Source organism: Bradyrhizobium nivariense (assembly GCF_029846695.2).
In the GTDB taxonomy this organism is placed as follows: domain Bacteria; phylum Pseudomonadota; class Alphaproteobacteria; order Rhizobiales; family Xanthobacteraceae; genus Bradyrhizobium.
The window spans coordinates 14293-38669 of record NZ_JARWCR020000027.1; the positions used below are offsets into that span (position 1 = coordinate 14293).

The 24377-nt window shown below is 63.1% G+C and carries 26 protein-coding genes; 12 read left to right on the forward strand and 14 right to left on the reverse strand.

All coding sequences use genetic code 11. The annotated features are described in order from the left end of the window. Nucleotides 1-6: 6 nt before the first annotated feature. Nucleotides 7-1434 carry a methylenetetrahydrofolate--tRNA-(uracil(54)-C(5))-methyltransferase (FADH(2)-oxidizing) TrmFO gene (gene trmFO, locus QCM77_RS22150; protein WP_279663768.1) on the reverse strand — a complete coding sequence of 476 codons (1428 nt, stop codon included), beginning with the start codon at nt 1432-1434 and terminating at the stop codon, nt 7-9. 126 nt (nt 1435-1560) lie between these two features. Further along, on the reverse strand, nt 1561-1713 hold the full coding sequence (locus QCM77_RS22155; RefSeq protein WP_007590701.1) for a DUF1127 domain-containing protein: 153 nt from the start codon (nt 1711-1713) through the stop codon (nt 1561-1563). Between the two features lie 656 nt (nt 1714-2369). On the opposite strand from QCM77_RS22155, the gene QCM77_RS22160 reads away from it, so the two are divergent. Next, nucleotides 2370-2693: a hypothetical protein gene (locus QCM77_RS22160; protein ID WP_279663736.1), complete on the forward strand. Its 324-nt coding sequence runs from the start codon at nt 2370-2372 to the stop codon at nt 2691-2693. Nucleotides 2694-2753: 60 nt separating this feature from the next. On the opposite strand, the gene QCM77_RS22165 is transcribed toward QCM77_RS22160, so the two are convergent. Beyond that, nucleotides 2754-3578 (reverse strand): lytic murein transglycosylase, encoded by an 825-nt coding sequence (locus QCM77_RS22165; protein WP_279663735.1) that lies wholly within the window; start codon nt 3576-3578, stop codon nt 2754-2756. A 131-nt stretch (nt 3579-3709) separates the two neighbouring features. Beyond that, nucleotides 3710-4618, reverse strand: a complete 909-nt coding sequence (locus tag QCM77_RS22170) for a DUF2189 domain-containing protein (protein WP_279663734.1) — start codon at nt 4616-4618, stop codon at nt 3710-3712. Nucleotides 4619-4951: 333 nt separating this feature from the next. Here QCM77_RS22170 and QCM77_RS22175 point away from each other — a divergent pair, with 333 nt between their 5' ends. After that, the gene (locus QCM77_RS22175) at nt 4952-5347 is read left to right on the forward strand and encodes a DUF3597 domain-containing protein (protein ID WP_279663733.1); all 396 of its coding nucleotides are present in this window, start codon (nt 4952-4954) and stop codon (nt 5345-5347) included. Nucleotides 5348-5397: 50 nt separating this feature from the next. Here QCM77_RS22175 and QCM77_RS22180 read toward each other — a convergent pair whose 3' ends face one another. Further along, a complete protein-coding gene (locus QCM77_RS22180; protein ID WP_279663732.1) occupies nt 5398-5673 on the reverse strand; it encodes a GNAT family N-acetyltransferase in 276 nt (91 codons plus the stop codon). Between the two features lie 529 nt (nt 5674-6202). Here QCM77_RS22180 and QCM77_RS22185 point away from each other — a divergent pair. Continuing rightward, nucleotides 6203-6601, forward strand: a complete 399-nt coding sequence (locus tag QCM77_RS22185) for an SPW repeat protein (protein ID WP_279663731.1) — start codon at nt 6203-6205, stop codon at nt 6599-6601. A gap of 49 nt (nt 6602-6650) precedes the next feature. Here QCM77_RS22185 and QCM77_RS22190 read toward each other — a convergent pair whose 3' ends face one another. From QCM77_RS22190 to QCM77_RS22200, 3 genes are read right to left on the reverse strand one after another with little or no spacing between them, the layout of a single operon-like run. Further along, the gene (locus QCM77_RS22190) at nt 6651-6926 is read right to left on the reverse strand and encodes a GNAT family N-acetyltransferase (protein WP_279663730.1); all 276 of its coding nucleotides are present in this window, start codon (nt 6924-6926) and stop codon (nt 6651-6653) included. Nucleotides 6927-6938: 12 nt separating this feature from the next. Continuing rightward, nucleotides 6939-7112 (reverse strand): hypothetical protein, encoded by a 174-nt coding sequence (locus tag QCM77_RS22195; protein ID WP_462676349.1) that lies wholly within the window; start codon nt 7110-7112, stop codon nt 6939-6941. Continuing rightward, nucleotides 7109-7468 (reverse strand): hypothetical protein, encoded by a 360-nt coding sequence (locus tag QCM77_RS22200; protein WP_279663729.1) that lies wholly within the window; start codon nt 7466-7468, stop codon nt 7109-7111. Before QCM77_RS22200 ends, QCM77_RS22195 begins: the two co-directional genes overlap by 4 nt. Before the next feature lie 107 nt (nt 7469-7575). Between QCM77_RS22200 and QCM77_RS22205 the strand changes: the two genes are divergently transcribed. The 3 genes from QCM77_RS22205 to QCM77_RS22215 all read left to right on the forward strand — a co-directional run bounded on the left by QCM77_RS22205 (nt 7576) and on the right by QCM77_RS22215 (nt 10641). Beyond that, nucleotides 7576-8061, forward strand: a complete 486-nt coding sequence (locus QCM77_RS22205; RefSeq protein ID WP_279663728.1) for a hypothetical protein — start codon at nt 7576-7578, stop codon at nt 8059-8061. Between the two features lie 105 nt (nt 8062-8166). Next, nucleotides 8167-9771 carry an acyl-CoA synthetase gene (locus QCM77_RS22210; RefSeq protein ID WP_279663727.1) on the forward strand — a complete coding sequence of 535 codons (1605 nt, stop codon included), beginning with the start codon at nt 8167-8169 and terminating at the stop codon, nt 9769-9771. A 9-nt stretch (nt 9772-9780) separates the two neighbouring features. After that, entirely contained in the window at nt 9781-10641 is an 861-nt protein-coding gene (locus tag QCM77_RS22215) for a PCC domain-containing protein (protein ID WP_279663724.1), read from the forward strand. A gap of 14 nt (nt 10642-10655) precedes the next feature. Here QCM77_RS22215 and QCM77_RS22220 read toward each other — a convergent pair whose 3' ends face one another. Then, nucleotides 10656-12731: a DUF1217 domain-containing protein gene (locus QCM77_RS22220; protein ID WP_279663722.1), complete on the reverse strand. Its 2076-nt coding sequence runs from the start codon at nt 12729-12731 to the stop codon at nt 10656-10658. 1218 nt (nt 12732-13949) lie between these two features. On the opposite strand from QCM77_RS22220, the gene QCM77_RS22225 reads away from it, so the two are divergent. Both QCM77_RS22225 and QCM77_RS22230 read left to right on the forward strand, forming a co-directional pair. Then, nucleotides 13950-14519, forward strand: coding sequence for an SRPBCC family protein (locus tag QCM77_RS22225; RefSeq protein WP_279663721.1), 570 nt, complete (start codon nt 13950-13952; stop codon nt 14517-14519). A gap of 2 nt (nt 14520-14521) precedes the next feature. Continuing rightward, complete coding sequence (locus QCM77_RS22230; RefSeq protein ID WP_279684900.1) at nt 14522-15475, forward strand: YVTN family beta-propeller repeat protein; 954 nt, start codon at nt 14522-14524, stop codon at nt 15473-15475. A gap of 14 nt (nt 15476-15489) precedes the next feature. On the opposite strand, the gene QCM77_RS22235 is transcribed toward QCM77_RS22230, so the two are convergent. Then, on the reverse strand, nt 15490-16410 hold the full coding sequence (locus QCM77_RS22235; protein WP_279663719.1) for a nucleoside hydrolase: 921 nt from the start codon (nt 16408-16410) through the stop codon (nt 15490-15492). A gap of 35 nt (nt 16411-16445) precedes the next feature. Beyond that, on the reverse strand, nt 16446-17087 hold the full coding sequence (locus QCM77_RS22240; protein WP_279663718.1) for an HAD-IA family hydrolase: 642 nt from the start codon (nt 17085-17087) through the stop codon (nt 16446-16448). 102 nt (nt 17088-17189) lie between these two features. Between QCM77_RS22240 and QCM77_RS22245 the strand changes: the two genes are divergently transcribed. From QCM77_RS22245 to QCM77_RS22255, 3 genes are read left to right on the forward strand one after another with little or no spacing between them, the layout of a single operon-like run. Continuing rightward, nucleotides 17190-17417, forward strand: coding sequence for a DUF433 domain-containing protein (locus QCM77_RS22245; RefSeq protein ID WP_279663717.1), 228 nt, complete (start codon nt 17190-17192; stop codon nt 17415-17417). 1 nt (nt 17418) lies between these two features. Next, nucleotides 17419-17754, forward strand: a complete 336-nt coding sequence (locus tag QCM77_RS22250) for a DUF5615 family PIN-like protein (protein ID WP_279663716.1) — start codon at nt 17419-17421, stop codon at nt 17752-17754. Beyond that, nucleotides 17747-18139 (forward strand): barstar family protein, encoded by a 393-nt coding sequence (locus tag QCM77_RS22255; protein ID WP_279663911.1) that lies wholly within the window; start codon nt 17747-17749, stop codon nt 18137-18139. The genes QCM77_RS22250 and QCM77_RS22255 overlap by 8 nt, the downstream gene beginning before the upstream one ends. Before the next feature lie 13 nt (nt 18140-18152). Here QCM77_RS22255 and uvrA read toward each other — a convergent pair whose 3' ends face one another. The 3 genes from uvrA to QCM77_RS22270 form a co-directional block, all read right to left on the reverse strand. Then, complete coding sequence (gene uvrA, locus QCM77_RS22260) at nt 18153-21134, reverse strand: excinuclease ABC subunit UvrA (RefSeq protein ID WP_279684901.1); 2982 nt, start codon at nt 21132-21134, stop codon at nt 18153-18155. Between the two features lie 263 nt (nt 21135-21397). Beyond that, the gene (locus QCM77_RS22265) at nt 21398-22147 is read right to left on the reverse strand and encodes an outer membrane protein (RefSeq protein ID WP_279663714.1); all 750 of its coding nucleotides are present in this window, start codon (nt 22145-22147) and stop codon (nt 21398-21400) included. Nucleotides 22148-22380: 233 nt separating this feature from the next. Beyond that, a complete protein-coding gene (locus QCM77_RS22270; RefSeq protein ID WP_279663713.1) occupies nt 22381-23148 on the reverse strand; it encodes an outer membrane protein in 768 nt (255 codons plus the stop codon). A 464-nt stretch (nt 23149-23612) separates the two neighbouring features. On the opposite strand from QCM77_RS22270, the gene QCM77_RS22275 reads away from it, so the two are divergent. Beyond that, a complete protein-coding gene (locus QCM77_RS22275; RefSeq protein ID WP_279663712.1) occupies nt 23613-24110 on the forward strand; it encodes a single-stranded DNA-binding protein in 498 nt (165 codons plus the stop codon). Nucleotides 24111-24377 lie beyond the last annotated feature (267 nt).

A 24377-nucleotide genomic window follows, 5' to 3' on the forward strand; every position in this document is an offset into this window, starting at 1 on the left:
GAAAACTCACGCCGCGGCGGCAATGCGCAGGTGATCGGCGATCCACCGATCGAGATCGGCGAGCGCCAGCGCACTCATCGCTTGCTTCTTGGCCACGGTCTTTTCGTTCCCGCGCAGCCGGCTTCCGTCGGGCTTCTTCGTCGGAGCGCTGGCGAGCGGCGGGAACAGGCCGAAATTGATGTTCATAGGCTGAAACGAGCGCGTGCCCGGCTCGATGGTCTCGATATGGCCGCCGGTGATGTGGCCGAGCAGGGATCCGAGCGCCGTCGTGGCCGGCGGGCTCGCAAGCCGTTCGCCGCGCGCGTCGGCTGCCGCATAGAGGCCGGCGATCAGGCCGACGCTGGCGGATTCCACATAGCCCTCGCAGCCCGTCATCTGGCCGGCAAAACGCAGCCGCGGCTGCGCGCGCAGGCGCAACTGTCCGTCGAGCAGCTTTGGCGAGTTGAGGAAGGTGTTGCGATGCAGGCCGCCGAGGCGGGCGAATTCGGCCTTCTCCAGCCCCGGAATGGTGCGGAAGATGCGTTGCTGCTCGCCGTATTTCAGCTTCGTCTGGAAGCCGACGATGTTGTAGAGCGTGCCGAGCTTGTTGTCCTGGCGCAGCTGCACGATCGCGTAGGCTTTTGTGGTGGGATCGTGCGGATTGGTGAGGCCGACCGGCTTCATCGGCCCATGTCGCAAGGTCTCGGGACCGCGTTCCGCCATGACCTCGATCGGCAGGCAGCCGTCGAAATAGGGCGTGTTGGTTTCCCACTCCTTGAACTCGGTCTTCTCGCCGGCGACCAGCGCGGCGACGAAGCCGTCATACTGCTCCTTGGTCATGGCGCAGTTGATGTAGTCGGCACCGGTGCCGCCGGGACCGACCTTGTCGTAGCGCGACTGGAACCAGGCCGCCGACATGTCGATGGATTCGCGGTGCACGATCGGTGCGATCGCGTCGAAGAAGGCGAGCGCGTTCTCGTCGGTCAGCTCGCGGATGGCGTCGGCCAGCGGCGCCGAGGTGAGGGGACCGGTCGCAACGATGACGTTGCTCCATTCGGCCGGCGGCAGGCCTGCGACCTCGCTGCGGGCGATCTCGATCAGGGGATGATCGTTCAGCGCCTTGGTGACGGCCGCCGAGAAGCCGTCGCGGTCGACCGCCAGCGCGCCGCCGGCGGGTACCTGGTTGGCGTCGGCTGCGCGCATGATCAGCGAGTCGAGGCGGCGCATCTCGGCATGCAGCAGGCCGACGGCATTGTTGGCGGCATCGTCCGAGCGGAACGAATTGGAGCAGACGAGCTCGGCAAGCCCGTCGGTGCGGTGTGCCTCGGTCATGCGGGTCGGCCGCATCTCGTGCAGCACCACGGGCACGCCGGATTTGGCCACCTGCCAGGCGGCTTCGGAGCCGGCAAGGCCTGCGCCGATGACGTGCACGGAATTGGATTGGGGTCCTGTCATGGGGCGGACAGGTAGCGCTTTTCGGCGGCGAGTGGAATCGCCGAGATCGAGTTTTCTGCCCCCGGATGCGACAACGCCCGCACGAGGCGGGCGCTATCGGTTCGTCCGGTTAAGGGCTGAACGATATCAGCCCTGATACTGACCGGCGGCAACGCGCGGGATGTCCGAGCGATCGAGGCCGATATCGGCCAGTTCGCGATCGCTGAGCTGGGACAGCTCGGCAACATTGCGCTGATAGTCCCGGAAAGCCTGGATCATGCGGATGAGCGAGAGCAGCATTGGTAGTCTCCTGTAGTTCGATTCAGCTCTTGCCCGAGCCTCATCGTTAAAATGAATATAGGTGAGTGTGGTGCAGTGCGAAAGTTCCGATGTTGCGATGCAGCTAAGCGCCAAGTGCATAGCGTTGGTAACGGACGATTAACGCGAGCGCACTCCCGCCCAAAGGGTAGGCGGAATAGGCAATTGAGCGCCATAAATATCCGTGAATTCACGGAGTTAATGCCGTTCGGCCAGTTCCAGTCGGAGACGAAATAAGCTGCGTTCCAGTCGTTCGCAAGGCGATTGACCAGCTTCTATACCCAAGTCTCGCATGCGCGAATCGCATGAGAGGGAAGGTTTAGTAATGAACATTAGTTCATTATATTGACGCTAGCGGACTTTTTCCGGCAGCTGTGGCCAGCGATTCGCCTGACTTCTGGCAGAATCGCCACATGACGAAGGGCAGCAAGCCACGACGATCTGATCCCGCCTCGTTAGCCCGCCTCATTAGCCCCAACCGTCGCCTTGGTGCAGTGAACACCCGCCGAACGTGTGGAGTTCATTACAAGGGTGTAATGAAAATCAGAAATTTTGCATGCGCCTCTGCGCGGCGCGCAACATCACGCAATTCTCGCGGGGAATTTATTGCGGCAAGTTGCCGCGTCCGGAGGAAAGTCATGTCGCAGATTCCGGCAATGTCGCTGGCTCTGTCCCAAGAACAAGAGAAGGAAGGTAACGTCATGACGAAGTTACTCGGGGTTATCGCAATTGCCGCCATCGCACTCGCCGTCGCGCCGGCCCAGGCCGCCAAGCACGCCGCCGGCGGCTGCAGCTCGGCCAATCTGGAGAAGACCGAGACCGCGATCGAGAACATGGCCGATGGTGACGGCAAGTTCGTCGCGCAGAAGGAGATCGCGGCTGCGCAGGATTCGCTGCTCAACGGCAAAATGGGTGCGTGCGGCGCGCATCTGAACAAGGCGATGCACGCCACCATGAAGTAAACGCACCACGAGAGGGCCGGTCGCCGGGCGATCGGCCCTACGCGTTTTGTCAGCAAGTATTTAAGGGGCGTGCGCGAGCTGGGTCGCGAAATGGGCGACGGTCCTGGAATAGACCTCGCTCTTATTCCATTGCTGGAGCACCGTAAAATTCGGACTGCCGGGCTGCCAGTCCTTGCCGCGCTGCCAGCCATAACCCGCGAGATAGTTCGCAGTGGAGGCGAGCACGTCGGGTGCGTTGTGCAGGAGGTCGCGCTTGCCATTGCCGTCGAAATCGACAGCATATTTCATCCAGGACGACGGCATGAACTGGGTCTGGCCGAGCTCGCCGGCCCAGGCGCCCTTCATGTCGGCCGGTGCGAGGTCTCCGCGTTGGACGATGCGCAACGCATCTATCAACTCACCGCGAAACTGCTCGGCGCGGCGGCAGTCATAGGCCAGCGTCGCCAGCGAGCGGATGGTCGCAAACTTGCCGATGTTGACGCCGAAATCGGTCTCGAGACCCCAGATCGCGACCAGCACCTCGCCAGGCACGCCGTAGGTCTGCTCGATGCGCGACAGCACGGAGCCGTATTGCTTCATCATGTTGGAGCCGCGCTGCATGCGCGGCGGCACCATCCGGCCGGAAAACTCCTCGAAGGTCTGGGTGAAGACCTTTTGCGATCGGTCGCGGTTGAGCACGCTCTGATCGAGCGTCACGCCCGCGAGCCCGGCGGAAATGGCCTGTTGCGAGACGCCTTTGGCCGCGGCGTCGGTTTTGAAGTCCGCAAGCCACGCGTCGAAATTGCCTGAACCACAGGCAACAGCGGCAAGCGCTGGCTGGGCGGATAGGATTGACGCGGAGATGGCTAAGGCTGCGAGGGCGAGACGAGAAATCGTCGGGGTCATTCGAGTAAATTAATTCCGTGAAGTGATCTGACCGGCGGGCGCAATCTCGATGGTAACCGCGGCCAAAGCAAGGCGTTTGACAGTGTGCGATCCTGCCCGAACCGGGGGCAGGATCGCATGTCACGATATCGTCAGGCGTCGGTCCGATTGCGCCAAGGGAAGAGGTTGGCGGGGAAGTCGGCGGCCGGCTTGCGCGGACGATGCGGCGGAGGCGGCACCGGACGCGCGCCCGGATCGGACACGATCACCTTGCGGTAGAGATGCCAGGTGGCATGGCCGAGCAGGGGGATCACCACGGCAAGGCCGAGGAAGGCCGGGATCGTGCCCAGCGCCAGCAGTACCGCCACGATCAGGCCCCAGGCCGCCATCGGCACCGGGTTCTTCGCGACGACGCGCAGCGACGTCACCATCGCCTCGAACGCGCCAGCATGACGGTCGAGCATCAACGGGAACGACACGGCGCTGATGCAGAGCGCGGCAAGCGCGAACAGGAAGCCGGTGCTGCAGCCGACCACGATCAGCCACCAGCCTTGCTGGCTCGTGAGAACGCGCGTCAGAAAATCCGAGATCCCGGACGCGCCCTCATAGCCGAACGCCGCGACGTAGATCGCCTGCGCGGTCGCAACCCAGGTCACGAACAGGGCGAGCAGCAGCGCGCCGAGACCGAGCATGGCGCCGAAGGAGGGCGAACGCAGCACCTCCATGGCATCCCAGGCGCTGGCCTCGTCATAGCGTTCGCGCCGACTGGAAAGCTCATAAAGACCGAGAGCGGCGAACGGGCCGACCAGCGCGAAGCCCGCGGCCAGCGGGAACAACAGCGGCAGCACCGAATAGCCCATCACCACGCGGGCGAGCACGAGGCCCAGCACAGGATAGATCACGCAGAGGATTATGGCATGGCTCGGCACCGCCTTGAAATCTTCCCAGCCGCGCTTGAGCGCATCGTGCAGATCGGAGAGTTGGATGGTTCGGATCACCGGTCCAGCCGCTTCCGCGGTCTGGGCCATGCTGGGTACATTGCCCTGGTAGAGTGTGGCCATGGTTGCTAGCTCCCTTGCCATGCGGCCGAATCCGGCGCCGGCAAACGGCGCAAGCGGCCGCTATTCTGAGTTTCGCGATCCCGACCAGACGCGAATTCCGGATGGCATCGCGAGCTGAACATCAAGCGTACGCCCATTTGCGAGTCCTGTCCCTCACGCCTGGGTAAGATTCGATGCCGCAGTGCAACCTCGATGATGTCATTCGGTCGTCATTTCGCCGCAGATAAGCTGATGCTGCGTGTTGGTTCGCGGAACTTCGCGGGCGCAACGACGTAACTTCGTCTATAAGTGCCACTCAAGGCCCTTCCAACGGATCCTTTTCGGGGAGCAGACATGAGCATTTTCGGGAAAATTATGGGCGCGATCTTCGGCAGCCAGCCAGCTTCCGCCGCGCCCGCAGGCAGCGCACCGTCGGGCACCGCGCCCGCAGGGGCCGCGCCGGGCGCATCGGCGCCAGCGTCCGCGCCAACGGTGGACGTTGCTTCGATCGTCGACGCGGCGGTCGCCGCGCACAAGGGCGAGAAGCTGGAATGGCGCACCTCGATCGTCGACCTCATGAAGGCGCTCGACATTGATTCCAGCCTCGCTGCGCGCAAGGACCTCGCCAAGGAGCTCGGCTACAGCGGCGACACCAACGATTCCGCGAGCATGAACGTCTGGCTGCACAAGCAGGTGATGTCCAAGCTCGCCGCCAATGGCGGCAAGCTGCCGCCCGAGATCAAGCACTGACCGATCGCCCGGTCGCCGCAGGGGCCCGCCATCGCGCGGGCCCTTTTGCTTTATGCGACAAGATCCGCATCCTCCGGATACTTGTCGAGATAGTCGACGACGAAGCCGCAGCCGGCGATGACCTTCCTTCCGTCGCGGCGGATCAAGTCCAGCGCGCCCTTGACCAGCTCCGAGGCGATGCCGCGGCCGCGTAGCGCACGCGGCGTCTCGGTGTGGGTGATGATCACGGCCGACGACGTCAGCCGGTAATTGGCGAAGGCGATCTCGCTCCCGACATCGAGCTCGAAGCGGCTCATGTCCTTGTTGTTGCGTACCGATGCCGCCATGCCGGGTCCTTCCGAAGTGCTGCCTGTTGTCTGAACTAAAGCGCGATGAGATGAGGATGAATCATCATCGCGCTTTAGGTTGTTGTTGAGCATGATCTTTTCGGAAAACCGCTTCGCACTTTTCCGGATCATGCTTTAGGCGCCTGACCCCGCCCTTGCCAAGCCGCGACCAAAGAAGGTTGCCGCAGGGGAGATATCTGAAAGATGCGTGTCCCGATCAGCCCCGTGGCGCTGCCGCCGCGCTGGTCTCGACATCGCCGGCTCCGGCGACCGAAGGCTCGGCTTGGGAGGCCTGTGTGGGGACTGTGTGCGAGGCGCGCAGAAGCCTGGGGCTCGTAGCTGCAGTGCGATCTGAGCTTGAACATCGCGCGGCGACCGCAAATAATCCCCGACGTCGCTCTTGCAAGTTCCACGACGATTCCCACGTCCTCTACAGGACATACGCCCGAATGCGGCCGGCAGGTCGCTAGACATTCGGAGTGTCATGATTGCCAGCCGCCGACGTATGCCTCTTTTGGAGGAGGGTACTATGTCGGACTTTGGTTTCTTGAATACTCATCGCACATGGGAAGACTGGTGCGGAATGGTGCTGGGCGCGCTGATTGTCGCGTCGCCATGGTTCCCCATCCAGGAGCACTCGCCGATCGGCGGACAGCAGATGATAATCGTGAACACGGTCGCGATCGGCCTCGTCGTATTTGGGCTCAGCCAGCTTGAATATGTCGCCTTGCAGCGCTGGCAGGAGGTGGCAACGATCGTGGTTGGGCTGTGGCTCATCGTCTCGCCCTACATGCTCGGCTATTCCGGTGAAGGTTTTCTCCGGGTCTACCATACGAGTCTCGGAGCGGTGGCGGTGGTCCTCGGCGTCCTCCAGCTGTGGCAGGACTGGGATCTGAGTGACCAGGATATGCTGAGGCACGGGCAATAGGCTGTAGATGTCAGCAGGCCCGCCGCGCGATCGGCGGGTCTGCTCTCGCTCATCTCTTCACCAGATCCGCGTACGCCGGGTGCTTCTCGATCCACGCTTTCACGAATGGGCATTGTGGGATCAGCTTCAATCCGGCCGCGCGGACCTGATCGAGCGCGCCTTGCACCAGCTTCGAGCCAACGCCCTTGCCGCCGAGTTCCTTCGGCACGTCCGTATGCTCGAACGTGATGACATTGCCGTCGAGCTTGTAATGTTCGGTCGCGAGATGGCCCTCGACCTCCAGCTCATAGCGCTGATGGGCCTTGTTGTTGATGATTTCGCTCATGTCGTCTCCCGGTCAGCTCTTCAGCGAATCCGTCAGCATCTTGTGGATCGACCAGGCTTCGCCGTCGGAGGAGCCCCTAATGTCGTCGATCTTCCAGCTATTGGCCTCGCGCACGAAGTCATAACGCATGGTCAGGTCGGCGGGTTTCCAGACGTTGCGCTGACCGGTGAAGGCCGATCGGTTCAATCTGTCGCTTTGGCGAGCCTGGAATCCTCGGGCTGCGGCTGCGGGCGCAGGCAGCCCTGGCAGATGACGAGGGAACGGTTGACCCCGGCGTCCTGCTCGGCCTCGATGCCGTCCTGAGCCTGCCACCATTCCTTCGAATAGGGTTGAAGCTCGGCTTGCGACCTGTTGCGCTCAGATCGGGCGGCGGTCCGTGTTGGTTCTGAGGCAGCACGCGGGTGATTGGGATCCACGCCGGCGCCATCCCAGGCATAGCGCGCTGGCTTGAAGGCGGGATCGGAAGCCAGATGCGCTTGCGGCGCCATTGCACATCCGGCGAGCGCCAGCGACAACAGGAGGAGGGCGGGCGCTTTGACCATGATGCGGCACTCTGTACGCGAGAACTGACGAAGGTTGCGCCGATCATGTTTAAAATTCCCTGAACGACCGCGGCCGCGCCTGACGGCCAATGCGAATGCGATACCTGATGGTCCTGCTCGTACTGTTCGCAATCGCTGCCCGCGCCGACGACGCAAAGCCGTTCAATCCTGCCGACTATCCGCCCGGCGTGCAGAAGGCTGTGCGCTACGCCAACGAGGAATGCGAGAGCCAGGGCGGCGGCGCGGTGACCTTCGCGCCGGACACGGTGCGCAGGATCGACCTGACCGGCGACGGCCGCGACGACTACATCGTCGATTTTCGCGACACCAAATGCGGTGATCGCGAGACAACTTATTGCGGAACCGGCGGCTGCGTCATGAACATCCTGGTCGCGTTGCCGGATGGCAGTGTGCGCCTCGTGTTCGACGGCTATGTCCGCAGCTACAAGCTCGCGGCGCCGCCGATGAAGCGCGGCGCCGCGCGCACCATCCGCTTCGATCTGCACGGCAGCTATTGCGGCGGCTTTGGCGCGCAGGCTCGCGTCAAGGAGAGGGCCATCTCGGTGGCGCCGTTCGCGTTCAAGCAGCCTTAAGGCAGGTTCGCGGCTGGTGGCCTTGCAGGGGCACTGGCTATGGCGATAAATGGGCCTCAATGAGCGGGCGGCTTGCGTGCCGTCCGCCGTCGAAGAGGAAGCCCGATGCAGCCCCTGCGCATGTCCCGCCGCGTCATGAATCTCGCCCACATGCTGACCCAGAATGCGCGGCGGCATGGATCGCGACCCGGTTTCGTCTGGGGCCACAGATCCTGGATATGGCGCGAGATCGACGCGCAGGTCTCGGCGCTGGCGGCAGCCCTCGCGGCGCGCGGCATCACGAAGGGCGATCGCATCCTCGTCCATTCCAAGAACGGCGACGAGATGTTCTTTTCGATGTTCGCGGCGTTTCGGCTCGGCGCCGTCTGGGTGCCGACCAATTTCCGCCTGATGCCGGACGAGGTCGCCTATCTCGCGCAGGCCTCCGGCGCGAAGGCGTTTCTGTGCCACGTCGATTTTCCCGAGCACGCCGCAGCGGTGAAGGGTGGCGCGCTGGAATTCACCTGGAGCATCGACGGTCGGGCGCCATTTGCCGAGACGTCGGTTGCGGATGCCGTCGCGTCGCGCGCCGGCACGATGGTCGGGAACGTCGCGGTCGAGCACGACGATCCCTGCTGGTTCTTCTTCACATCGGGGACCACCGGCCGCTCCAAGGCTGCGGTGCTCACCCACGGCCAGATGGGTTTTGTCGTCACCAACCATCTCGCCGATCTCACGCCCGGCGTCACGGAAACAGATGCCTCGCTGGTGGTGGCACCGCTGTCGCATGGCGCCGGCGTGCATCAGCTGGTTCAGACCGCGCGCGGCGTGCGCACCGTGCTGCTGCCGACGGAGAAATTCGACATCGACGAGGCGTTCCGCCTGATCGAGGCGCATCGCGTCAGCAATCTCTTCGTGGTGCCGACCATTCTGAAGATGATGGTCGAGCATCCCGCCGCCGACAAATACGATCATTCCTCGCTGCGCCAGGTGATCTATGCGGGTGCGCCGATGTATCGCGAGGACCAGAAGGCTGCGCTGAAGAAGCTCGGCAAGGTCATCGTGCAATATTTCGGTCTGGGCGAGGTTACCGGCAACATCACGGTGCTGCCGGCGGCGCTGCATGATCCCGAGGACGGGCCGCACGCGAAGATCGGCACCTGTGGTTTCGAGCGTACCGGCATGCAGGTCTCGATCCAGGACGACGAGGGCCGCGAACTCGGCGCCAACCAGAGCGGCGAGATCTGCGTGATCGGCCCCGCGGTGCTTGCCGGCTACTACGACAATCCCGAAGCCAATGCGAAGGCGTTCCGCAACGGCTGGTTCCGCACCGGCGATCTCGGCCACATGGACGAGGAGGGGTTCGTCTACATCACCGGACGCGCCTCCGACATGTACATCTCCGGCGGCTCCAACATCTATCCGCGCGAGATCGAGGAGAAGATCTTGACGCATCCTTGCGTCGGCGAGGTCGCCGTGCTCGGCGTGCCGGATGCGATCTGGGGCGAGGTCGGCGTTGCCGTCTGCGTCGCGCGCGAAGGCGAGAAGCCGGTGAGCGAAGCGGAGATGGCGGCGTTCCTCGGCTCCAAGGTGCCGCGCTACAAAATGCCTAAGCGGTTCTTCTTCTGGGAGGCGCTGCCGAAGTCCGGCTACGGCAAAATTCCAAAACGAATGGTTCGCGACGAGCTCGAGGCGCGCGGGCTGCTCGATCTCGACAAGTCACAGGGCTGAGCGTACGCGATGCGGACTATCAAGCAGCCAGGCGCACCCGTCGCAGAGCGTATCCAATGGGTGGAGGCGAGGGGACGCGCTTTCTCCTTCACGCTTCAAGCAGGTCTGCCGTTGCTGGAGGCGGCGCGCCGCGGTTTTGCCGCAGAGGGATTTGCCGGCGGCGTGCTGAGCTTCGGGCGCGGCGCGCTCGGGCCGTTCGCCTATGTCATGCCGGCGCTGTCGAAGACCAGCGAGAACGCCGCGTTCTACAGCGAGACCTTCAGGCCCAGCGGCGTGACGCGCACGAAGCTCGGCAGCATGACGCTGGGCATGCGCGACGGCGCGCCGTTCTTTCATTGCCATGGGCTGTGGACGGAGGCCGATGGCCGCGCCAGCGGCGGCCACATGCTGCCGGACGAGACTGATGTCGCCGAACCGTTCGAGGTCGAGGCCTTCGGTCTCGATGGTGCGATGTTCACCGCCGAGCCCGACTCCGAGACCAATTTCAAGCTGTTCGGGCCGGTCGCTGCCGCGAGCACCGGCGCGCGCACGACCAGCCGTGCCTTCGCGCTCCGCCTGCGCCCCAACCAGGATTTTCCCGGCTGCCTCGAGGAGTTTTGCCGCGGGCACGGCATCGCGCGCGCAAAAATCCACGGCGGCGTCGGCTCGACCATTGGCGCGCGCTTCATCCATGGTGGCGTGACCGAGCCGTTTGCGACTGAGCTGGCGATAGTGGCCGGCACGATTGCGCCCGTTCGTTCCGGTGCGCTCGAAGCTGCGCTGGATATCGGCCTGATCGATTACACCGGCGGCATTGCGCAGGGCCGTCTGATCCGTGGTGACAATCCGGTGCTGATGACCATGGAGCTGGTGCTCGAGGTGTTGGGCTAGTCGGCGAGCGGTCGTCAGGGGTGAGAACGTAGTTTGGCAATGGCCAAGAACGTGGATTGACTTACCCCCGAGCTCGATCCTTGAAAGAGGTCGAGCAAGGGAGATTGACCCTGGCCGGTGCTCTGGCTGTTTCTGACGTCATACATGGCGGAGAAACGGTTCAACAGCTTTGCAACCTTCGCGGGATCGGAGAGATCCTTGATCTTCATGAATCTGTCTACGAACTTGGCCTGCTGATCGATCGGCATCGCAGCCATCGAGTCAGGCAGATCGAAGGTGGTCCTGAACACCTCCGAAAGAGCCTTGTCGGCAAGGATGTCGTATGCGGATGTGATTTCCCCCGCCTTTCGCTGGAAATACAGCGCCAGGCGCACGCCGGGATTCGTATCGCCTTGCTGCTGCTCCAGGCTTTGCTGGAGATAGTTCGCTTGTGTTTCCCGGAATTGATCCCGCTTCTGAGGCCCCATCATCGGGAGGCGCGCGACGTTGCCCTTGCTGTCGAAATTGAACGACGCCACGATTTCGGCAAAGCGAGGATCGCTCTGCGTGTTCGCGAAGCTCTTTGGATCGTTCAGGTCGGAGCTGAAGATCTTCTTGAGAAATTCGGTGCTGACCTTCTTGGGATCCAGACCCTTGGCCAAGAGAATGAAATCGACCATCGGCCTGTTTGCGAGAAGATCGGAAACACTGTCGATGCCGGCGATGGCTTGCTGATATCCCGACGCATCCTTCGTGGCCTGTGCCCGAACTGCGGCCTGCTGCTGGGGAGTTGCCGTGCTTGCGCTCTTCACCGCTCCAATGACGTAGTCCTTCGCGATCTGGAGGACTTCAGCCGAGTCCTGAGCCACCAAGGGGGTCGTCAGATTGCCTTTTGCGTCGAAGTTGAAGGCGCGTGCCAGCTCTAAATATCGATTGTCCTTGAGGGTATAGACGTAGCTCGTGGGGTCGTTGATGTCGCTTTCGAGCACGGCCTTGATAGTCGCCGGCGAGACGTTTCCGGGATCGAGGCCGACGGCTCCCAGCGCAAAATCATACACGCCTGGTGTCGATACGAACGTCTGGACTGAATTGATCTTGAGGATGGCAGTTCTGAATTGCCTGATTGCAAAAGCTTCGTTCAACGGGCTTGCCGCCGAATAGACGGCGGACTTGCTGTCGTCGAACCTCTGTTTCGTGATCGAGACATTTGCAGCAGTCTGCGCGGATACGCCAGACGGAAGCGACCCGTCGGGCAAAAACTCGAACGCGCCGGCCAGGTCTACGAACCCGCCAATCGTCGTTATCTGGTCGCTGAGGCTGGATATGCTGTTGGTATATGACTCGAGGTGATATTTTTCGACGAGGATCTGGACGTTCAACTGGGACACGTTAGCGCCCGGTTGCGAGAGTTGGGCCGTGTAGTCGGCAATCTTCAAGTTGGAGGCGCTGACATCTGATTGGGCTTGAGCACGCTGGGCGTTGAGGCCGGTCAGTTGAGACGCGAAAGTGGTGTTGACGTAGCTGTTTGGATCGGATGGATCGCTGCGCAGGACCTGGCTGATCGTGTCAGCCGGCCACTTGCTTTGATCGATACCGTATGCCGAATAGACATAGTTGCGAAGACGGTCGTTGTTCAGGAGTTGGTCTGCACTGCTGATCTTGCCGATTTCGGCGCTGTAATAGTTCGAGTCGTTGGCAACTGCATCGACCTGGCTCTTCTTGGTCGCCGTGTACAGACCGATCGTCTCGTCGGTTTGGTTCTCCGATTGCGCAACCGGCGTTGCACTCCCATTGAAGGAAAATGCCGCGGCGAACTCGCGGTAACGCTTGTCGACCAGCTTGTTGACGAAGCTGTTTGCATCGGAGAGGTCGCTCTCCAGCACCTTTTTCATGAAAGCCTTGGCGTACGCCATGTCTTCCAGGCCGTACGCCTTCGTTGCATAATGATACAGGCGGTAGTCTTTCATAAAATCGTCGACGGTCTTCACCTTGCCGATGTTGGCCTTGTAATAGGCGGCCTCTCGCGCCACGTCCGGTTGCTGTTCGACCCGCGTCAGGGAATTCTTGAGATTGCGCGTGATGTAGCTGTAACCGAAATACGTTGATACCATCGCGCATTCCTCGCGGCTTTACGGTCCCGGACGTCCGCCAATCATTGCCGGGTCGCGAGGTGGGAGCTGGCCTCATGCCAGCAAACTATCTCAGAGCTGCGTTCTCTTACGACGATTCCGGCAATCTTAGGTTTCAATTTGCTTCCAAGCGACGCATGCCGGGTTTTGTTGCTGTATGTTTCTCAGATGCAGCTTTCGCGAAGATTGCGTTCCGGATATGTTCCAATCAAAAGATCGGTCGAAATGGGTCGGAAGCCGGATATGAGTCGATCACTCCGAAGCGCGGGAGAGGATGGGGCCAGCTCTCCGAGGCTCTCCGCTCTCGTGTCCCGGACGCGACGCAGCGCGTAGCGGTGCGGCGCAGAGCCGGGACCCAGGAAGCCGCACGGGCTGCTGATGCATGGGCCCCGGCTCTGCAGCGCACCGCCGAAGGGGCGCTGCGCCGCGTCCGGGGCACGAGCGCAAAATCGTCTTCATATTTCAATCCACCTAGTCCGCGCGGTTTCACATTCTCGCGGCACGTCGTGCCCGAGCTTTGCTGTCGTCACCGCCCTCAAAAATGCCGAGGGCGCAGGGAAGGCCGGGTGCCGGCTGGCACCCGCGCTCCGCTGTGCGCGAAATGCGCTGAAAACAGGTGCACAGCGGCATACAGGTGAAGCCAAACATCCGGCCTTCCCTGCGCAATGGTTTTACGGCTTATGTCGTGATCTCCCCGGGGAGCGATGCACTATTGCCCCCGTCGCCTTGCGGATGGCTGATGCTGCGGGCCCGGTCGGGCCGTCACATCACCGCAAGCCTTGGCGCACAGACCCCGGGCGCCAGGACCACACGATTTTGCCGTACGAAGGCTGCACCGGTCGTGTGCGCGTGGCGTTCGCTCACGGATCGCTCCGCCCTGCAAACCACCTTCGCGCCGGCGCCGCCCGCGTCCACCACATCCCATCCCGCGTTCGTGACGATCGCGATCCGCCCCTCGGCCGGGTTGGGATGATTGTCTATACGGTAATCCGAAATACGGATAAAGAGAATTCTTTTTGTTTGGTATGATTGACCTTCCGTTGGGTGTTTTGCCCGCCGGGCGGCGCAAGCAGTTGTGGGTCTGCGAGCACCCGCCGTAACGGCGCCATGAACCGGTCTCCCCTCGGCCCCAAAATGCGCTAGGGTGATCGCAGCGCGCCTCAAGTCGCGCACGATCAACGAGACGCATGAGGAAACGAGATGAGGGTGACCATTGGACGGCGCACGGTCATGGCCGCGGTGCTGACGGCTGCGGGAGCGGCGGCTTTGACGGCGGCGTTTGCGCCGGTTTGGGCCCATGGGCCGACCCGGCAGAAGGCGCGCGAATCCATCGAGATCAACGCCCCGCCGGCCAAGGTGTGGGCGGCGATGGGCAATTTCCAGGACATGAGCTGGCTTCCGCCGGTCACCAAGACCGAGGGCGAGAAGGGCAACGAGATCGGCGCGACGCGGAAGCTGACGCTGACGGGAGGAGCGACCGTCGACGAGGAGCTCTACAAGTTCGACGCCGCCGCGATGACCTATTCCTACCGGATCACCAATGTGGACGTGAAGGCGCTGCCGGTGACCAATTATTCCTCGACGCTGACGGTGACGCCGAGTGCCGACGGCAAGGGCTCAACGCTGGAATGGGCCGGCGCGTTCTACCGCGGCTTTCCCAACAACGATCCGCCGCCGGAGCTGAGCGACGAGGCCGCGGTCAAGGCGGTGAGAGGGCTCTATCAAGCCGGCCTCGAGGCGCTGAAGAAGAAGATCGAGAGCGGAAGCTGACCGTGCGGGCGCCGGTTCTGGCCGCGCTCGCCGCCAGCCTTTGCCTCATTGGCATCGCGCACGCGACTGCCGAAGAGGCGTTCGTCACCAACCAGCTCAGCGACGATCTGATGGTCGTGGATCTCGCCACGGCGCGCAGCGTTGCGACGATCCCGATCGGCGGCAAGCCGGCGGGCGTCGCCGTCAGCGCGGACGGGCGCTTTGCCTATGTGACGAGCCCGGATGCCAAGGCCGTGACGGTGGTCGACGCGGCAACGCGGCAGGTTATTGGGCGGATCGAGGTCGGCGGCGGGCCGCTTGGCATTGCCGTCGCGCCTGATGGCCGCACCGTCTATGTCGCGGACTGGTACGCGGCGGCGGTGCGTGTGATCGATACGGCCTCGCGCAGCGTTACCGCCAGCATTGCGGTCGGCGCCTCGCCGTCAGGGCTGGCGGTGACGCCTGACGGCCATCTGCTGCTCTCGGCCGACCGCGACGACGACAGCGTCTCGGTGGTGGATACGACGACGCGTGCGCGCAAGGCGACCATCAAGGTCGGCACCCGCCCGTTCGGCGTCACCATCGATGCCGGCGGCAGGCGCGCCTACACCGCCAATGTCGGCTCCAACGACGTCTCGGTGATCGACATCGCCGAAGCGCGCGAGATCGGCCGCGTGCCGGTCGGGATGCGTCCCTATGCGGTAGCGCTGACGCTGGGCCGCGGCTTCGTCACCGACCAGTATGGCGGCACCGTCAGCGTGTTCGATCTCGCAACGCTCAAGCCGGTGACGCGCATCAATGTCGGCGACTACCCCGAAGGCATCGCCGCGACCGCGGACGGCAAGCGCGTCATCGTCGCCTGCTGGGAGAGCAACACGCTTCATATCATCGACGCAGCCGAGCTGAAGGTGATCGGCGAGGTCAAGACCGGCGACGGCCCGCGCGCGTTCGGGGCGTTTTTGCGCAGGACGGAGTAGGGGCCGCGTCGCGGCTATTTCAATTCGGCAAACGCCTTCAGCTTCAGGAAGAAATCTCGCAGGATCGGGTTGCGGTCCACGTAGGTTACGTAGCGGATCGGATGCCGCCGGCGATCGATGCTCCACGTGATCTGATCGGTGAGAACCGGGGCCGGGATGATCACGCTCGGTGCCCATTCGGGGTTCAGCAGCCAGCCGACCGGCGCCATGTCCCAGATTTCCTTGGCCCAGCCCAGATGATCGGACGAATATTCCTTGAAGCGCATGGCGAGAAAAGCGCCGATGCTGCCGTGCGGTTCGACATAGCGCTCGATCTCCGGCACCGTGCTGTGAAGGTGCGAGGTGACGCCCTTGCACGGCACCAGAACCAGCGGCACGCCGCTGTCGAACAGCACCTGCGCGCCGCCGACGTCCTGTTTGAGATTGAACTCGATCGTGTGCGGCCATTCGAGCGCATGGCCGCCGAGCCAGACCACCACGATTCGGGCGATGATGTCGGGGGCTTTTAGAAGTGCAGAGGCGACATTGCTGATGGCGCCGATGGCAATGACGTAGAGCGGATTGTCAGGGGAGCCCGCGCGAGCCCGGGCCACGAGGTCGTCGACGGCGGGCGCCGGCCGCGCCGTCTTGCCGGGGCCGACATAGTCGGTGACGCCGCGATGAACCAGGCCTTCCGGTGCGATGTTCAGGCGCTCCAGCAGGCGCAGGATTTCCTGATAGCTCAGCTCCATGCCGTGGCCGGGGCTGTCCGAGCGCGCATTGAAGAACGGCGCAGCGTAGATCGCCTCGACGTCGAAGCGGTCCTTCGACAGCAGCATTTGCACCAGCGCGAACTGATCGTCGATTTCGTTATAGGTGTCGGTGTCGAGGACGACGCGCACCTTGCCGACCGGCGGTTCAAGGAGCTTCAGGCGGGCCGCGTCCGTGAGTGTCATCACCGTCTCCCTGGGCCGGGCGTGGCGATTGCGGATCAGGCTTTGAGTGGAATCCGGCAAACCACGTCCGCGATCTCCTCCATTTGCGTAAACATGTGATCGGGCGCAAGCGCCTGCAACGCCGCCGGTGCGGCATAACCCCAACTGACCGCGCCGCAGGCAATCCCGACGGCTCGCGCTGCCTCGATGTCGCGGACTTCGTCGCCGATCGCAATGGCCTGGCCAGGCTCGACGCCGGCGCGACGGATGATCCGGCGGAATTTTGCCGGCTTGCCGAAGATCGATGCCGCGCAATCGAAATACGCGAACAGCGCGGCGGCCTCGCCAAGCTTCTCGCGCGCATTGGCCTCGCTATCCGACGTCACCAGCGCAAGCTGCACGCCGTTCTCGGCCAGCGTCTGCAGCATTTCCTCGACGCCCGCGAACAGTGAAATTTCCGCCGACGCCTCCGCCTTCAGCCGCCGCGCATGCCGCGCGATCGCCGGCAGCTTCCACAGCGGCACCTGGAGGCGGCTGAGGATCTCGCGTGTCGAAGCATGCCGCAGCCCCTCGACATCCTCATCGGCGACACGGCGAAAGCCGAAGCGATCGGCAACATCGTTGATGGTGCGCAAAAACCACGGAAAGCTGTCGGCCAGCGTGCCGTCGAGATCGAAGATGGCGAGGAAGTAGGGCATGGAGGAGGGGTGGGCTTGCCGGACGGAGCGAGCATCGTGCGCGTCGGCGACACGCTGACAGATGCAATCGGAAATGCTATATTGACTACACAGAGGTGACAGATGTCGGAGCTACTGGCAAGAATTACGGTCGATCCGGAGCGGATGCACGGACGTCCGTGTATTCGCGGTCTGCGTATCACGGTCGCCGACGTCCTGGGGCTGCTGTCTGCCGGACAGTCGCGCGAGAGCATTCTTGAGGACTACCCGTATTTGGAAGAGGCGGATATTGACGCGGTGCTTGCCTATGCTGCGCGCCAAGTTGATCACCCGATCATAGCGGCCAAATAGCTTGCTTTACCTGATCGATGCTCAGCTTCCACCTGCACTCGCAGAAGCCATGCATCGAGTTGGATTCGATGCGGCTCATGTCGCCGAGTTCGGGATGGCGACCGCGACTGACGGAGAGATTTGGAATGAAGCTATTTCTCGCTCAGCCGTTCTCGTGACCAAAGACCGCGATTTCTCGCTTCTTCGCGCCGCAAAGGGGCAGGGGCCAATCGTGCTGTGGGTCCGCGTCGGCAACATCGACAATCGTGCGCTGGTCCGCCAGTTTCTGAGCGCCATGCCGCAAATTGTCGAAGCCGTCGCGCGAGGCGAGGCCGTCATTGAATTCGTCGGTGGTTAGCTTGGCAAGCGGAATTGAACCACCATTCCTATTTCGTCGGGAGGATCTATCGATCAACGCGGCTGTCTGCGCCGGCCTTCCGGCGGACATCCCCAACAGGATGACGCTTCTTGGCCTGATTGCGCAACAGCTCAGTTTTCCCGACTATTTCGGTGAAAATTGGGATGCGCTTGAGGAGTGTCTGCGCGATCTCTCTTGGTTACCTGCGGGACCGGTCGTTCTGGAGCACGCAGACGTGCCACTCGTTCGAGACATCGCAAATGCGAGGATTTATATCGCGATACTCGCCGACGCGACCCGAGACATGTCGAGGTCGGATCGTCCACTCCGCGTGGTATTCCCACCTGCTTATCGCGACCAGATATCGTGGCTTCTTCGACTGTAGCAGCGAGGCTGCGCTACTCCGCCGCCTCGCTCGCCGTCCGTCGCCGCTTCGGCTTCCGCGCCTTCGCCAGCACCGGCGCCAAAAACTTGCCCGTGTAGCTCCGCGGCGCTTTCGCGATGTCCTCGGGCGGACCCCACGCGACGATCTCGCCGCCGCCGTCGCCGCCTTCGGGGCCGAGGTCGATGACCCAGTCTGCGGTCTTGATGACCTCGAGATTGTGCTCGATGACGACGACCGTGTTGCCCTGCGCGACCAGCTCGTGCAGCACCTCCAACAGCTTCTTGACGTCGTGGAAATGCAGCCCGGTGGTCGGCTCGTCCAGGATGTAGAGCGTGCGGCCGGTGGCGCGCTTGGACAGCTCTTTTGCCAGCTTGACGCGCTGCGCTTCGCCGCCGGACAGCGTCGTCGCCTGCTGGCCGACATGGATGTAGTCGAGGCCGACGCGATGCAGGGTCTGGAACGTCTCGCGCACGCGCGGCACCGCCTTGAAGAACTCGGCGGCTTCCTCGACGGTCATGTCGAGCACGTCGGCGATGCTCTTGCCCTTGAACAGGACCTCGAGCGTCTCGCGGTTGTAGCGCTTGCCCTTGCAGACGTCGCAGGTGACGTAGACGTCCGGCAAAAAGTGCATCTCGATCTTGATGACGCCGTCGCCCTGGCAGGCCTCGCAGCGGCCGCCCTTGACGTTGAAGGAGAAGCGGCCGGGCTCGTAGCCGCGCGCCTTGGATTCGGGCAGGCCGGCGAACCATTCGCGGATCGGCGTGAAGGCGCCGGTATAGGTCGCGGGGTTGGAGCGCGGCGTGCGGCCGATCGGCGACTGGTCGATGTCGATGATCTTGTCGATGTGCTCGAGGCCCTCGATGCGGTCGTGCGGGGCTGCGCCCTCGCTGGCGTTGTTGAGCTTGCGGGCGATCGCCTTGTAGAGCGTGTCGATCAGCAGCGTCGACTTGCCGCCGCCGGAGACGCCGGTGACGCAGGTGAACAGGCCGAGCGGAATTTCGGCCGTGACGTTCTTGAGGTTATTGCCGCGCGCGTTGACCACCTTGATGGTGCGGCGATGGTTCGGCGGACGCCGCTCCGGCACCTCGACCTCGAGCTCGCCGGTGAGATATTTACCGGTCAGCGATTTCGGGTTGCGCATGATCTCGGTGGGCGTGCCTTCGGCGACGATGTGGCCGCCATGCATGCCGGCGCCGGGGCCGATGTCGAGGACATAGTCGGCCAGGAGGATCGCGTCCTCGTCATGCTCGACCACGATCACGGTGTTGCCGAGGTCGCGAAGTCTCTTCAGCGTATCGAGCAGGCGCGCGTTGTCACGCTGATGCAGGCCGATCGAGGGCTCGTCCAGCACGTAGAGCACGCCGGTCAACCCCGAGCCGATCTGCGAAGCCAGGCGGATGCGCTGGCTCTCGCCGCCGGACAGCGTGCCGGAGGAGCGGGAGAGGGTGAGGTAGTTGAGGCCGACGTCGAGCAGGAAGGTGAGGCGCTCGCGGATCTCCTTGAGGATGCGGCCGGCGATCTCGTTCTGCTGGGTGTTCAGCGCCTCGGGCACGGTCTCGAACCACGCGCCGGCGCCCTTCACCGACATCTCGGAGATATCGCCGATATGCTTGCCGCCGATCTTGACGCAGAGCGCCTCGGGCTTGAGCCGAAAGCCCTTGCAGCCCTCGCAGGGCACGTCGTGGAAATATTTCGCGAGCTCCTCGCGCGCCCATTCGCTCTCGGTCTCGCGATAGCGACGGTTGATGTTGGTGATGACACCTTCGAACGGTTTTTTGGTGTCGTAGGAGCGGACGCCGTCCTCATAGGAGAACTTGATCTCGTCCTCGCCGGAACCATGGAGGATCGCGTTCTGCGTCTTCTTCGGCAGATCCTTCCATTTGGTGGTCAGCGTGAACTTGTAGTGCTTGCCGAGCGCAGTCAGCGTCTGAATGTAATAGGGCGATGAGGATTTGGCCCAGGGCGCGATCGCGCCCTTGCCAATCGCAAGCTCCTTGTCGGGGATGACGAGGTCTTCGTCGACATGCTGCTCGACACCGAGGCCGCCGCAGGCGGGGCAGGCGCCATAGGGATTGTTGAAGGAAAACAGCCTGGGCTCGATCTCGGGGATGGTGAAGCCGGAGACGGGGCAGGCGAACTTTTCCGAGAACAGCATGCGCTCGGGTCCGCTCTTGTCGTGGATTTTTGCGGTCTTCTTTTTCTCTTCCGCGGGTGCTGCTGCGGCCGGTGCATCAGCGAATTCGATAACGGCGAGGCCCTCGGCGAGCTTCAGCGCGGTCTCGAAGCTTTCGGCGAGGCGCTGGCCGATGTCGGCGCGCACAACGATGCGGTCGACGACGACGTCGATGTCGTGCGGGAATTTCTTGTCGAGCGTCGGCGCTTCCGCGAGCTCGTGGAAGGCGCCGTCGATCTTGACGCGCTGAAAGCCCTTCTTGAGCCATTCGGCGAGCTCTTTGCGGTACTCGCCCTTGCGGCCGCGCACGACGGGCGCGAGCAGATAGAGGCGCGTGCCCTCGGGCAGCACCAGCACGCGGTCGACCATCTGCGAGACGGTCTGGCTCTCGATCGGCAGGCCGGTGGCGGGCGAATACGGCACGCCGACGCGCGCCCACAGCAGGCGCATGTAGTCGTAGATCTCAGTGACGGTGCCGACGGTGGAGCGCGGGTTCTTCGACGTCGTCTTCTGCTCGATCGAGATCGCCGGCGACAGGCCGTCGATCTGGTCGACGTCGGGCTTCTGCATCATCTCCAGGAACTGGCGCGCATAGGCCGACAGCGATTCGACGTAGCGGCGCTGGCCCTCGGCGTAGATGGTGTCGAACGCGAGCGAGGATTTACCGGAGCCTGATAGCCCCGTGAACACCACCAGCTTGTCGCGGGGAATCTCGACGTCGACGTTCTTGAGGTTGTGCTCGCGCGCGCCACGGATCGTAATTGCGCGCAGGTTTGATCCCGCGTTCTGTTGTTGGCGCTTCGCCTTGATCACTTCATCCATCCTGGTGGTCCTCAGGGAATCCAAAAGCGCGCGATCGCGCCAACTTAATAGGCGCGCTTCGCCCGGAACCGGGATCGGCGCCGATGGGGTTGTCAGCGAACGTAGGAAGAACGGAGAAGGATTTCCAGTGGGACTTGCGAATCGTCAACGGATTGTTGTTGCGCTGGCGGGACTTGGCAGCAGGAACCCGGTGTCGGAGCGCGAAAACAAAAAGGCCGGCGCAAGGCCGGCCTTTCGTAACGCGATGGCGTTGGAGACGAAGATCAGTACTTCGCGAGCACTGCGCCGCCGCCGAAGGTGTAGTTCAGGCGGACGGTGGCCATATCCACGTCCTGCTTGATGCTGTCGGCGCGGAAGGGCAGACCGAACGCCGTGAAGCTGTCGGTGTGCTTGCCCATGAACAGATGGTCGTACTCGAGGGCAACCGACCAATTCGGTGCGAAGCCGAACTCGATGCCCGTGCCGACGGCGCCGCCCCAACGGGTGTCGGTCGCCTCGCCGAACGTGACGCCGCCCAGAGTGCCGCTGAACTTGTTATGGGTGACGGCCGCGCCGCCCTTCACGTACCAGAGCACGTTGTTCCAGGCATAACCCACTTGGCCGGTGAAGAGACCGATGGCATCGATCTTGGTGTTGTTCACCAGCGGGAAGAAAGCGGCGGGCGAGCTGGTGTTCGAGCCCTTCAGGTCAGCCCAGTCGCCCTGAGCTTCGAGGCCGAACACCCAGTTGGTGGACTGCCAGCGGTAGCCGATCTGGCCGCCGACGAGGGCGCCGGTCGCATTGTGGCAACCTTCAGCCGTGACGGGGACTGCGCCGCCGGCTACTGCGGTCGTATCCCAGCAATTGTGGCTCGAGCCGCCACCGGCGTTGGCACCGATGTAGAAGCCGGTCCAGTTGTAGACCGAGGCCACAGCCACCGGAGCCTTGGTGTAGGGGCGCGCCGCGAGATCAGCGGCCGAAGCCGGGGCGGCGAGAGCGAACAAACAGGCCGAAGCCAACAAAACCTTTTTCATTTTCAACTTAATCCCAGTCCCAGTTTCTGTTGTTGCCTTCCGTGCGCGGAAGAGCATCGGACGCTGTGGTCCAACCGATGTCGTACATACACCAGTGAAGCCGCAAGTTGTGTACCCGAAAAGCCACAGCAGGTTGGAAATGCAGCAGTGGGTGAAGCCTATTATTCGGGCTGTGCGCAGCAAAAGGCCGGCGCGAAGCCGGCCTTTTATTTCTGAGCGATATCAGATGGATATCAGTATTTCGCAATCACTGGACCGCCCCAGCGATAGTTTGCGCGGATCAGGCCGATATCGACGTCCTGGCCGATGCGCTCGGAGCGTGTGGCAGCACCGAGCGGGGCGAGCACGAAGTTGCCCGAACCGGTGAAGCCGATGGTGCGATTGCCGAGGAAGATGTGATCGTACTCGAAGCCCACCGTCCAGTTCGGCGCGAATCCGAACTCGACGCCCGCGCCCACGGTGCCGCCCCAGCGGGTCTCCTTGGCCTGGTCGAATTCGAGACCGGTGACGACGTCATAGCCGCGGTAGCGGTCGCCGACGACGGCGCCGCCGCCCTTCACGTAGACGAGCACGTTGTTCCAGGCGTAGCCGATCTGGCCGGTGATCAGGCCGAAGGAATCGATCTTGGAGCGATTGCGCAGGCCGGTCACCACACCGACGTTGTCGCCGGAGAAGTCGGCCCAGTTGCCCTGGCCTTCGAGGCCGAACACCCAATTGGCCGACTGCCAGCGATAGCCGACCTGGCCGCCGACCGTGCCGCCGACCGAGTTGTGGCAGCCTTCGCCGACCAGAGCGCCGCCGACGCCGACGAAGTCCCAGCACTTGTGGCTGGTGCCGCCGCCGCCGTTGATGCCGATGTAGAAGCCGCTCCAGTCGTAGATGGTGGCGACCATCGGCGCCGGAGCCTTGGTGTAGGGACGCGCGGCCATGTCCGCCGCGCTTGCGGGAGCCGACAGGCCCAACGCCACTGCACCGATTGCACCAATCAGGATCTTGTTCATTGCCAGTCTCCCCAGGTTCATCCGCTTCTCGAAATCCCCGAAGCGGTTTGATCAGGCGCGACGCCCAGATGAATTAATTCCGAGGAAAACCTAGTCCGATCGCGGAATGGAGTCCGTCTCCGAAATGCCACAGTCGCAGGCGAGTCGGACCGGCTCTAACTTGATGAATGTTAGGTTGTTTTGCTGTTCCGCGGGAACCCGAACCGGTTCCATCCTGCGCGTGTCTTTCCGCAAGCCCCACCGGCCGATCGACCCGATACGTTCGGCGGCGTCACTCGCAAAGAACAAATCTGGAACGAACCGAAGGTCGATGCTATATGTGGGGATAACCCGAGGGGTGACGGACTGATCGAAGTCCGCAAGCGTTCGGCGAGCGTATAGGGTCGCCCCGACAGGGGCACGGCGGAACGCGGGGAGCGGACCGGCCTCCTTAGATTCAGTGGCATTCGGAGTGGAGAGCGGAGATGGCGGGAAGCGTCAACAAGGTCATTCTGGTTGGAAATCTCGGCAAGGATCCTGAGATCCGCCGCACCCAGGACGGGCGGCCGATCGCCAATCTGAGCGTCGCGACCTCGGAGACGTGGCGCGACAAGGCGACCGGCGAGCGCAAGGAAAAGACCGAGTGGCACCGCGTCGTGATCTTCAATGAAGGGCTCTGCAAGGTCGCCGAACAGTACCTGAAGAAGGGCGCCAAGATTTACGTCGAGGGTGCGCTCCAGACCCGCAAATGGACCGACCAGAGCGGTGTCGAGAAGTACTCGACCGAGGTCGTGCTCCAGGGCTTCAACTCGACGCTGACGATGCTGGACGGTCGTAGCGGCGGCGGGGCAGGCGGCAGCTTCGGCGACGAGCCGGGCGGCGATTTCGGCTCTTCAGGTCCGGTCAGCAGCGCGCCGCGCCGTCCTGTTGCCGCCGGCGGCGGTGGCCGCAACGGCGACATGGACGACGATATCCCGTTCTGAGAACGTGGCGTATCATACGACGCGGACGCGCCGGCCGGATGGGGCGGCGCTTCTCACGCCGCGCCAGCAAAGCTTTCTAATCGGCAGGACGGGCTCGGGATTTCCGGGCCCGCTTCATGTTTGGGTTGAGCTCGGATTACGTCATGGCAAACGCGCTGACGGGGGAAGCTCGCGGCGCGGTTTTCCAGGTGTTGCGGGCGATTTTGCAAGGTCGGTGCGGGGGCTGTCCGAGACACGGCTCGCAAGGGCTTAAGTCTCTGGAAAAAC

Excerpts from the sequence above, each read along its gene's own strand:
- trmFO (WP_279663768.1), bottom strand. The coding sequence starts at position 1,434 with ATGACAGGACCCCAATCCAATTCCGTGCACGTCATCGGCGCAGGCCTT.
- QCM77_RS22155 (WP_007590701.1), bottom strand. The coding sequence starts at position 1,713 with ATGCTGCTCTCGCTCATCCGCATGATCCAGGCTTTCCGGGACTATCAG.
- QCM77_RS22160 (WP_279663736.1), top strand. The coding sequence starts at position 2,370 with ATGTCGCAGATTCCGGCAATGTCGCTGGCTCTGTCCCAAGAACAAGAG.
- QCM77_RS22165 (WP_279663735.1), bottom strand. The coding sequence starts at position 3,578 with ATGACCCCGACGATTTCTCGTCTCGCCCTCGCAGCCTTAGCCATCTCC.
- QCM77_RS22170 (WP_279663734.1), bottom strand. The coding sequence starts at position 4,618 with ATGGCCACACTCTACCAGGGCAATGTACCCAGCATGGCCCAGACCGCG.
- QCM77_RS22175 (WP_279663733.1), top strand. The coding sequence starts at position 4,952 with ATGAGCATTTTCGGGAAAATTATGGGCGCGATCTTCGGCAGCCAGCCA.
- QCM77_RS22180 (WP_279663732.1), bottom strand. The coding sequence starts at position 5,673 with ATGGCGGCATCGGTACGCAACAACAAGGACATGAGCCGCTTCGAGCTC.
- QCM77_RS22185 (WP_279663731.1), top strand. The coding sequence starts at position 6,203 with ATGTCGGACTTTGGTTTCTTGAATACTCATCGCACATGGGAAGACTGG.
- QCM77_RS22190 (WP_279663730.1), bottom strand. The coding sequence starts at position 6,926 with ATGAGCGAAATCATCAACAACAAGGCCCATCAGCGCTATGAGCTGGAG.
- QCM77_RS22200 (WP_279663729.1), bottom strand. The coding sequence starts at position 7,468 with ATGGTCAAAGCGCCCGCCCTCCTCCTGTTGTCGCTGGCGCTCGCCGGA.
- QCM77_RS22205 (WP_279663728.1), top strand. The coding sequence starts at position 7,576 with ATGGTCCTGCTCGTACTGTTCGCAATCGCTGCCCGCGCCGACGACGCA.
- QCM77_RS22210 (WP_279663727.1), top strand. The coding sequence starts at position 8,167 with ATGCAGCCCCTGCGCATGTCCCGCCGCGTCATGAATCTCGCCCACATG.
- QCM77_RS22215 (WP_279663724.1), top strand. The coding sequence starts at position 9,781 with ATGCGGACTATCAAGCAGCCAGGCGCACCCGTCGCAGAGCGTATCCAA.
- QCM77_RS22220 (WP_279663722.1), bottom strand. The coding sequence starts at position 12,731 with ATGGTATCAACGTATTTCGGTTACAGCTACATCACGCGCAATCTCAAG.
- QCM77_RS22225 (WP_279663721.1), top strand. The coding sequence starts at position 13,950 with ATGAGGGTGACCATTGGACGGCGCACGGTCATGGCCGCGGTGCTGACG.
- QCM77_RS22235 (WP_279663719.1), bottom strand. The coding sequence starts at position 16,410 with ATGACACTCACGGACGCGGCCCGCCTGAAGCTCCTTGAACCGCCGGTC.
- QCM77_RS22240 (WP_279663718.1), bottom strand. The coding sequence starts at position 17,087 with ATGCCCTACTTCCTCGCCATCTTCGATCTCGACGGCACGCTGGCCGAC.
- QCM77_RS22245 (WP_279663717.1), top strand. The coding sequence starts at position 17,190 with ATGTCGGAGCTACTGGCAAGAATTACGGTCGATCCGGAGCGGATGCAC.
- uvrA (WP_279684901.1), bottom strand. The coding sequence starts at position 21,134 with ATGGATGAAGTGATCAAGGCGAAGCGCCAACAACAGAACGCGGGATCA.
- QCM77_RS22265 (WP_279663714.1), bottom strand. The coding sequence starts at position 22,147 with ATGAAAAAGGTTTTGTTGGCTTCGGCCTGTTTGTTCGCTCTCGCCGCC.
- QCM77_RS22270 (WP_279663713.1), bottom strand. The coding sequence starts at position 23,148 with ATGAACAAGATCCTGATTGGTGCAATCGGTGCAGTGGCGTTGGGCCTG.
- QCM77_RS22275 (WP_279663712.1), top strand. The coding sequence starts at position 23,613 with ATGGCGGGAAGCGTCAACAAGGTCATTCTGGTTGGAAATCTCGGCAAG.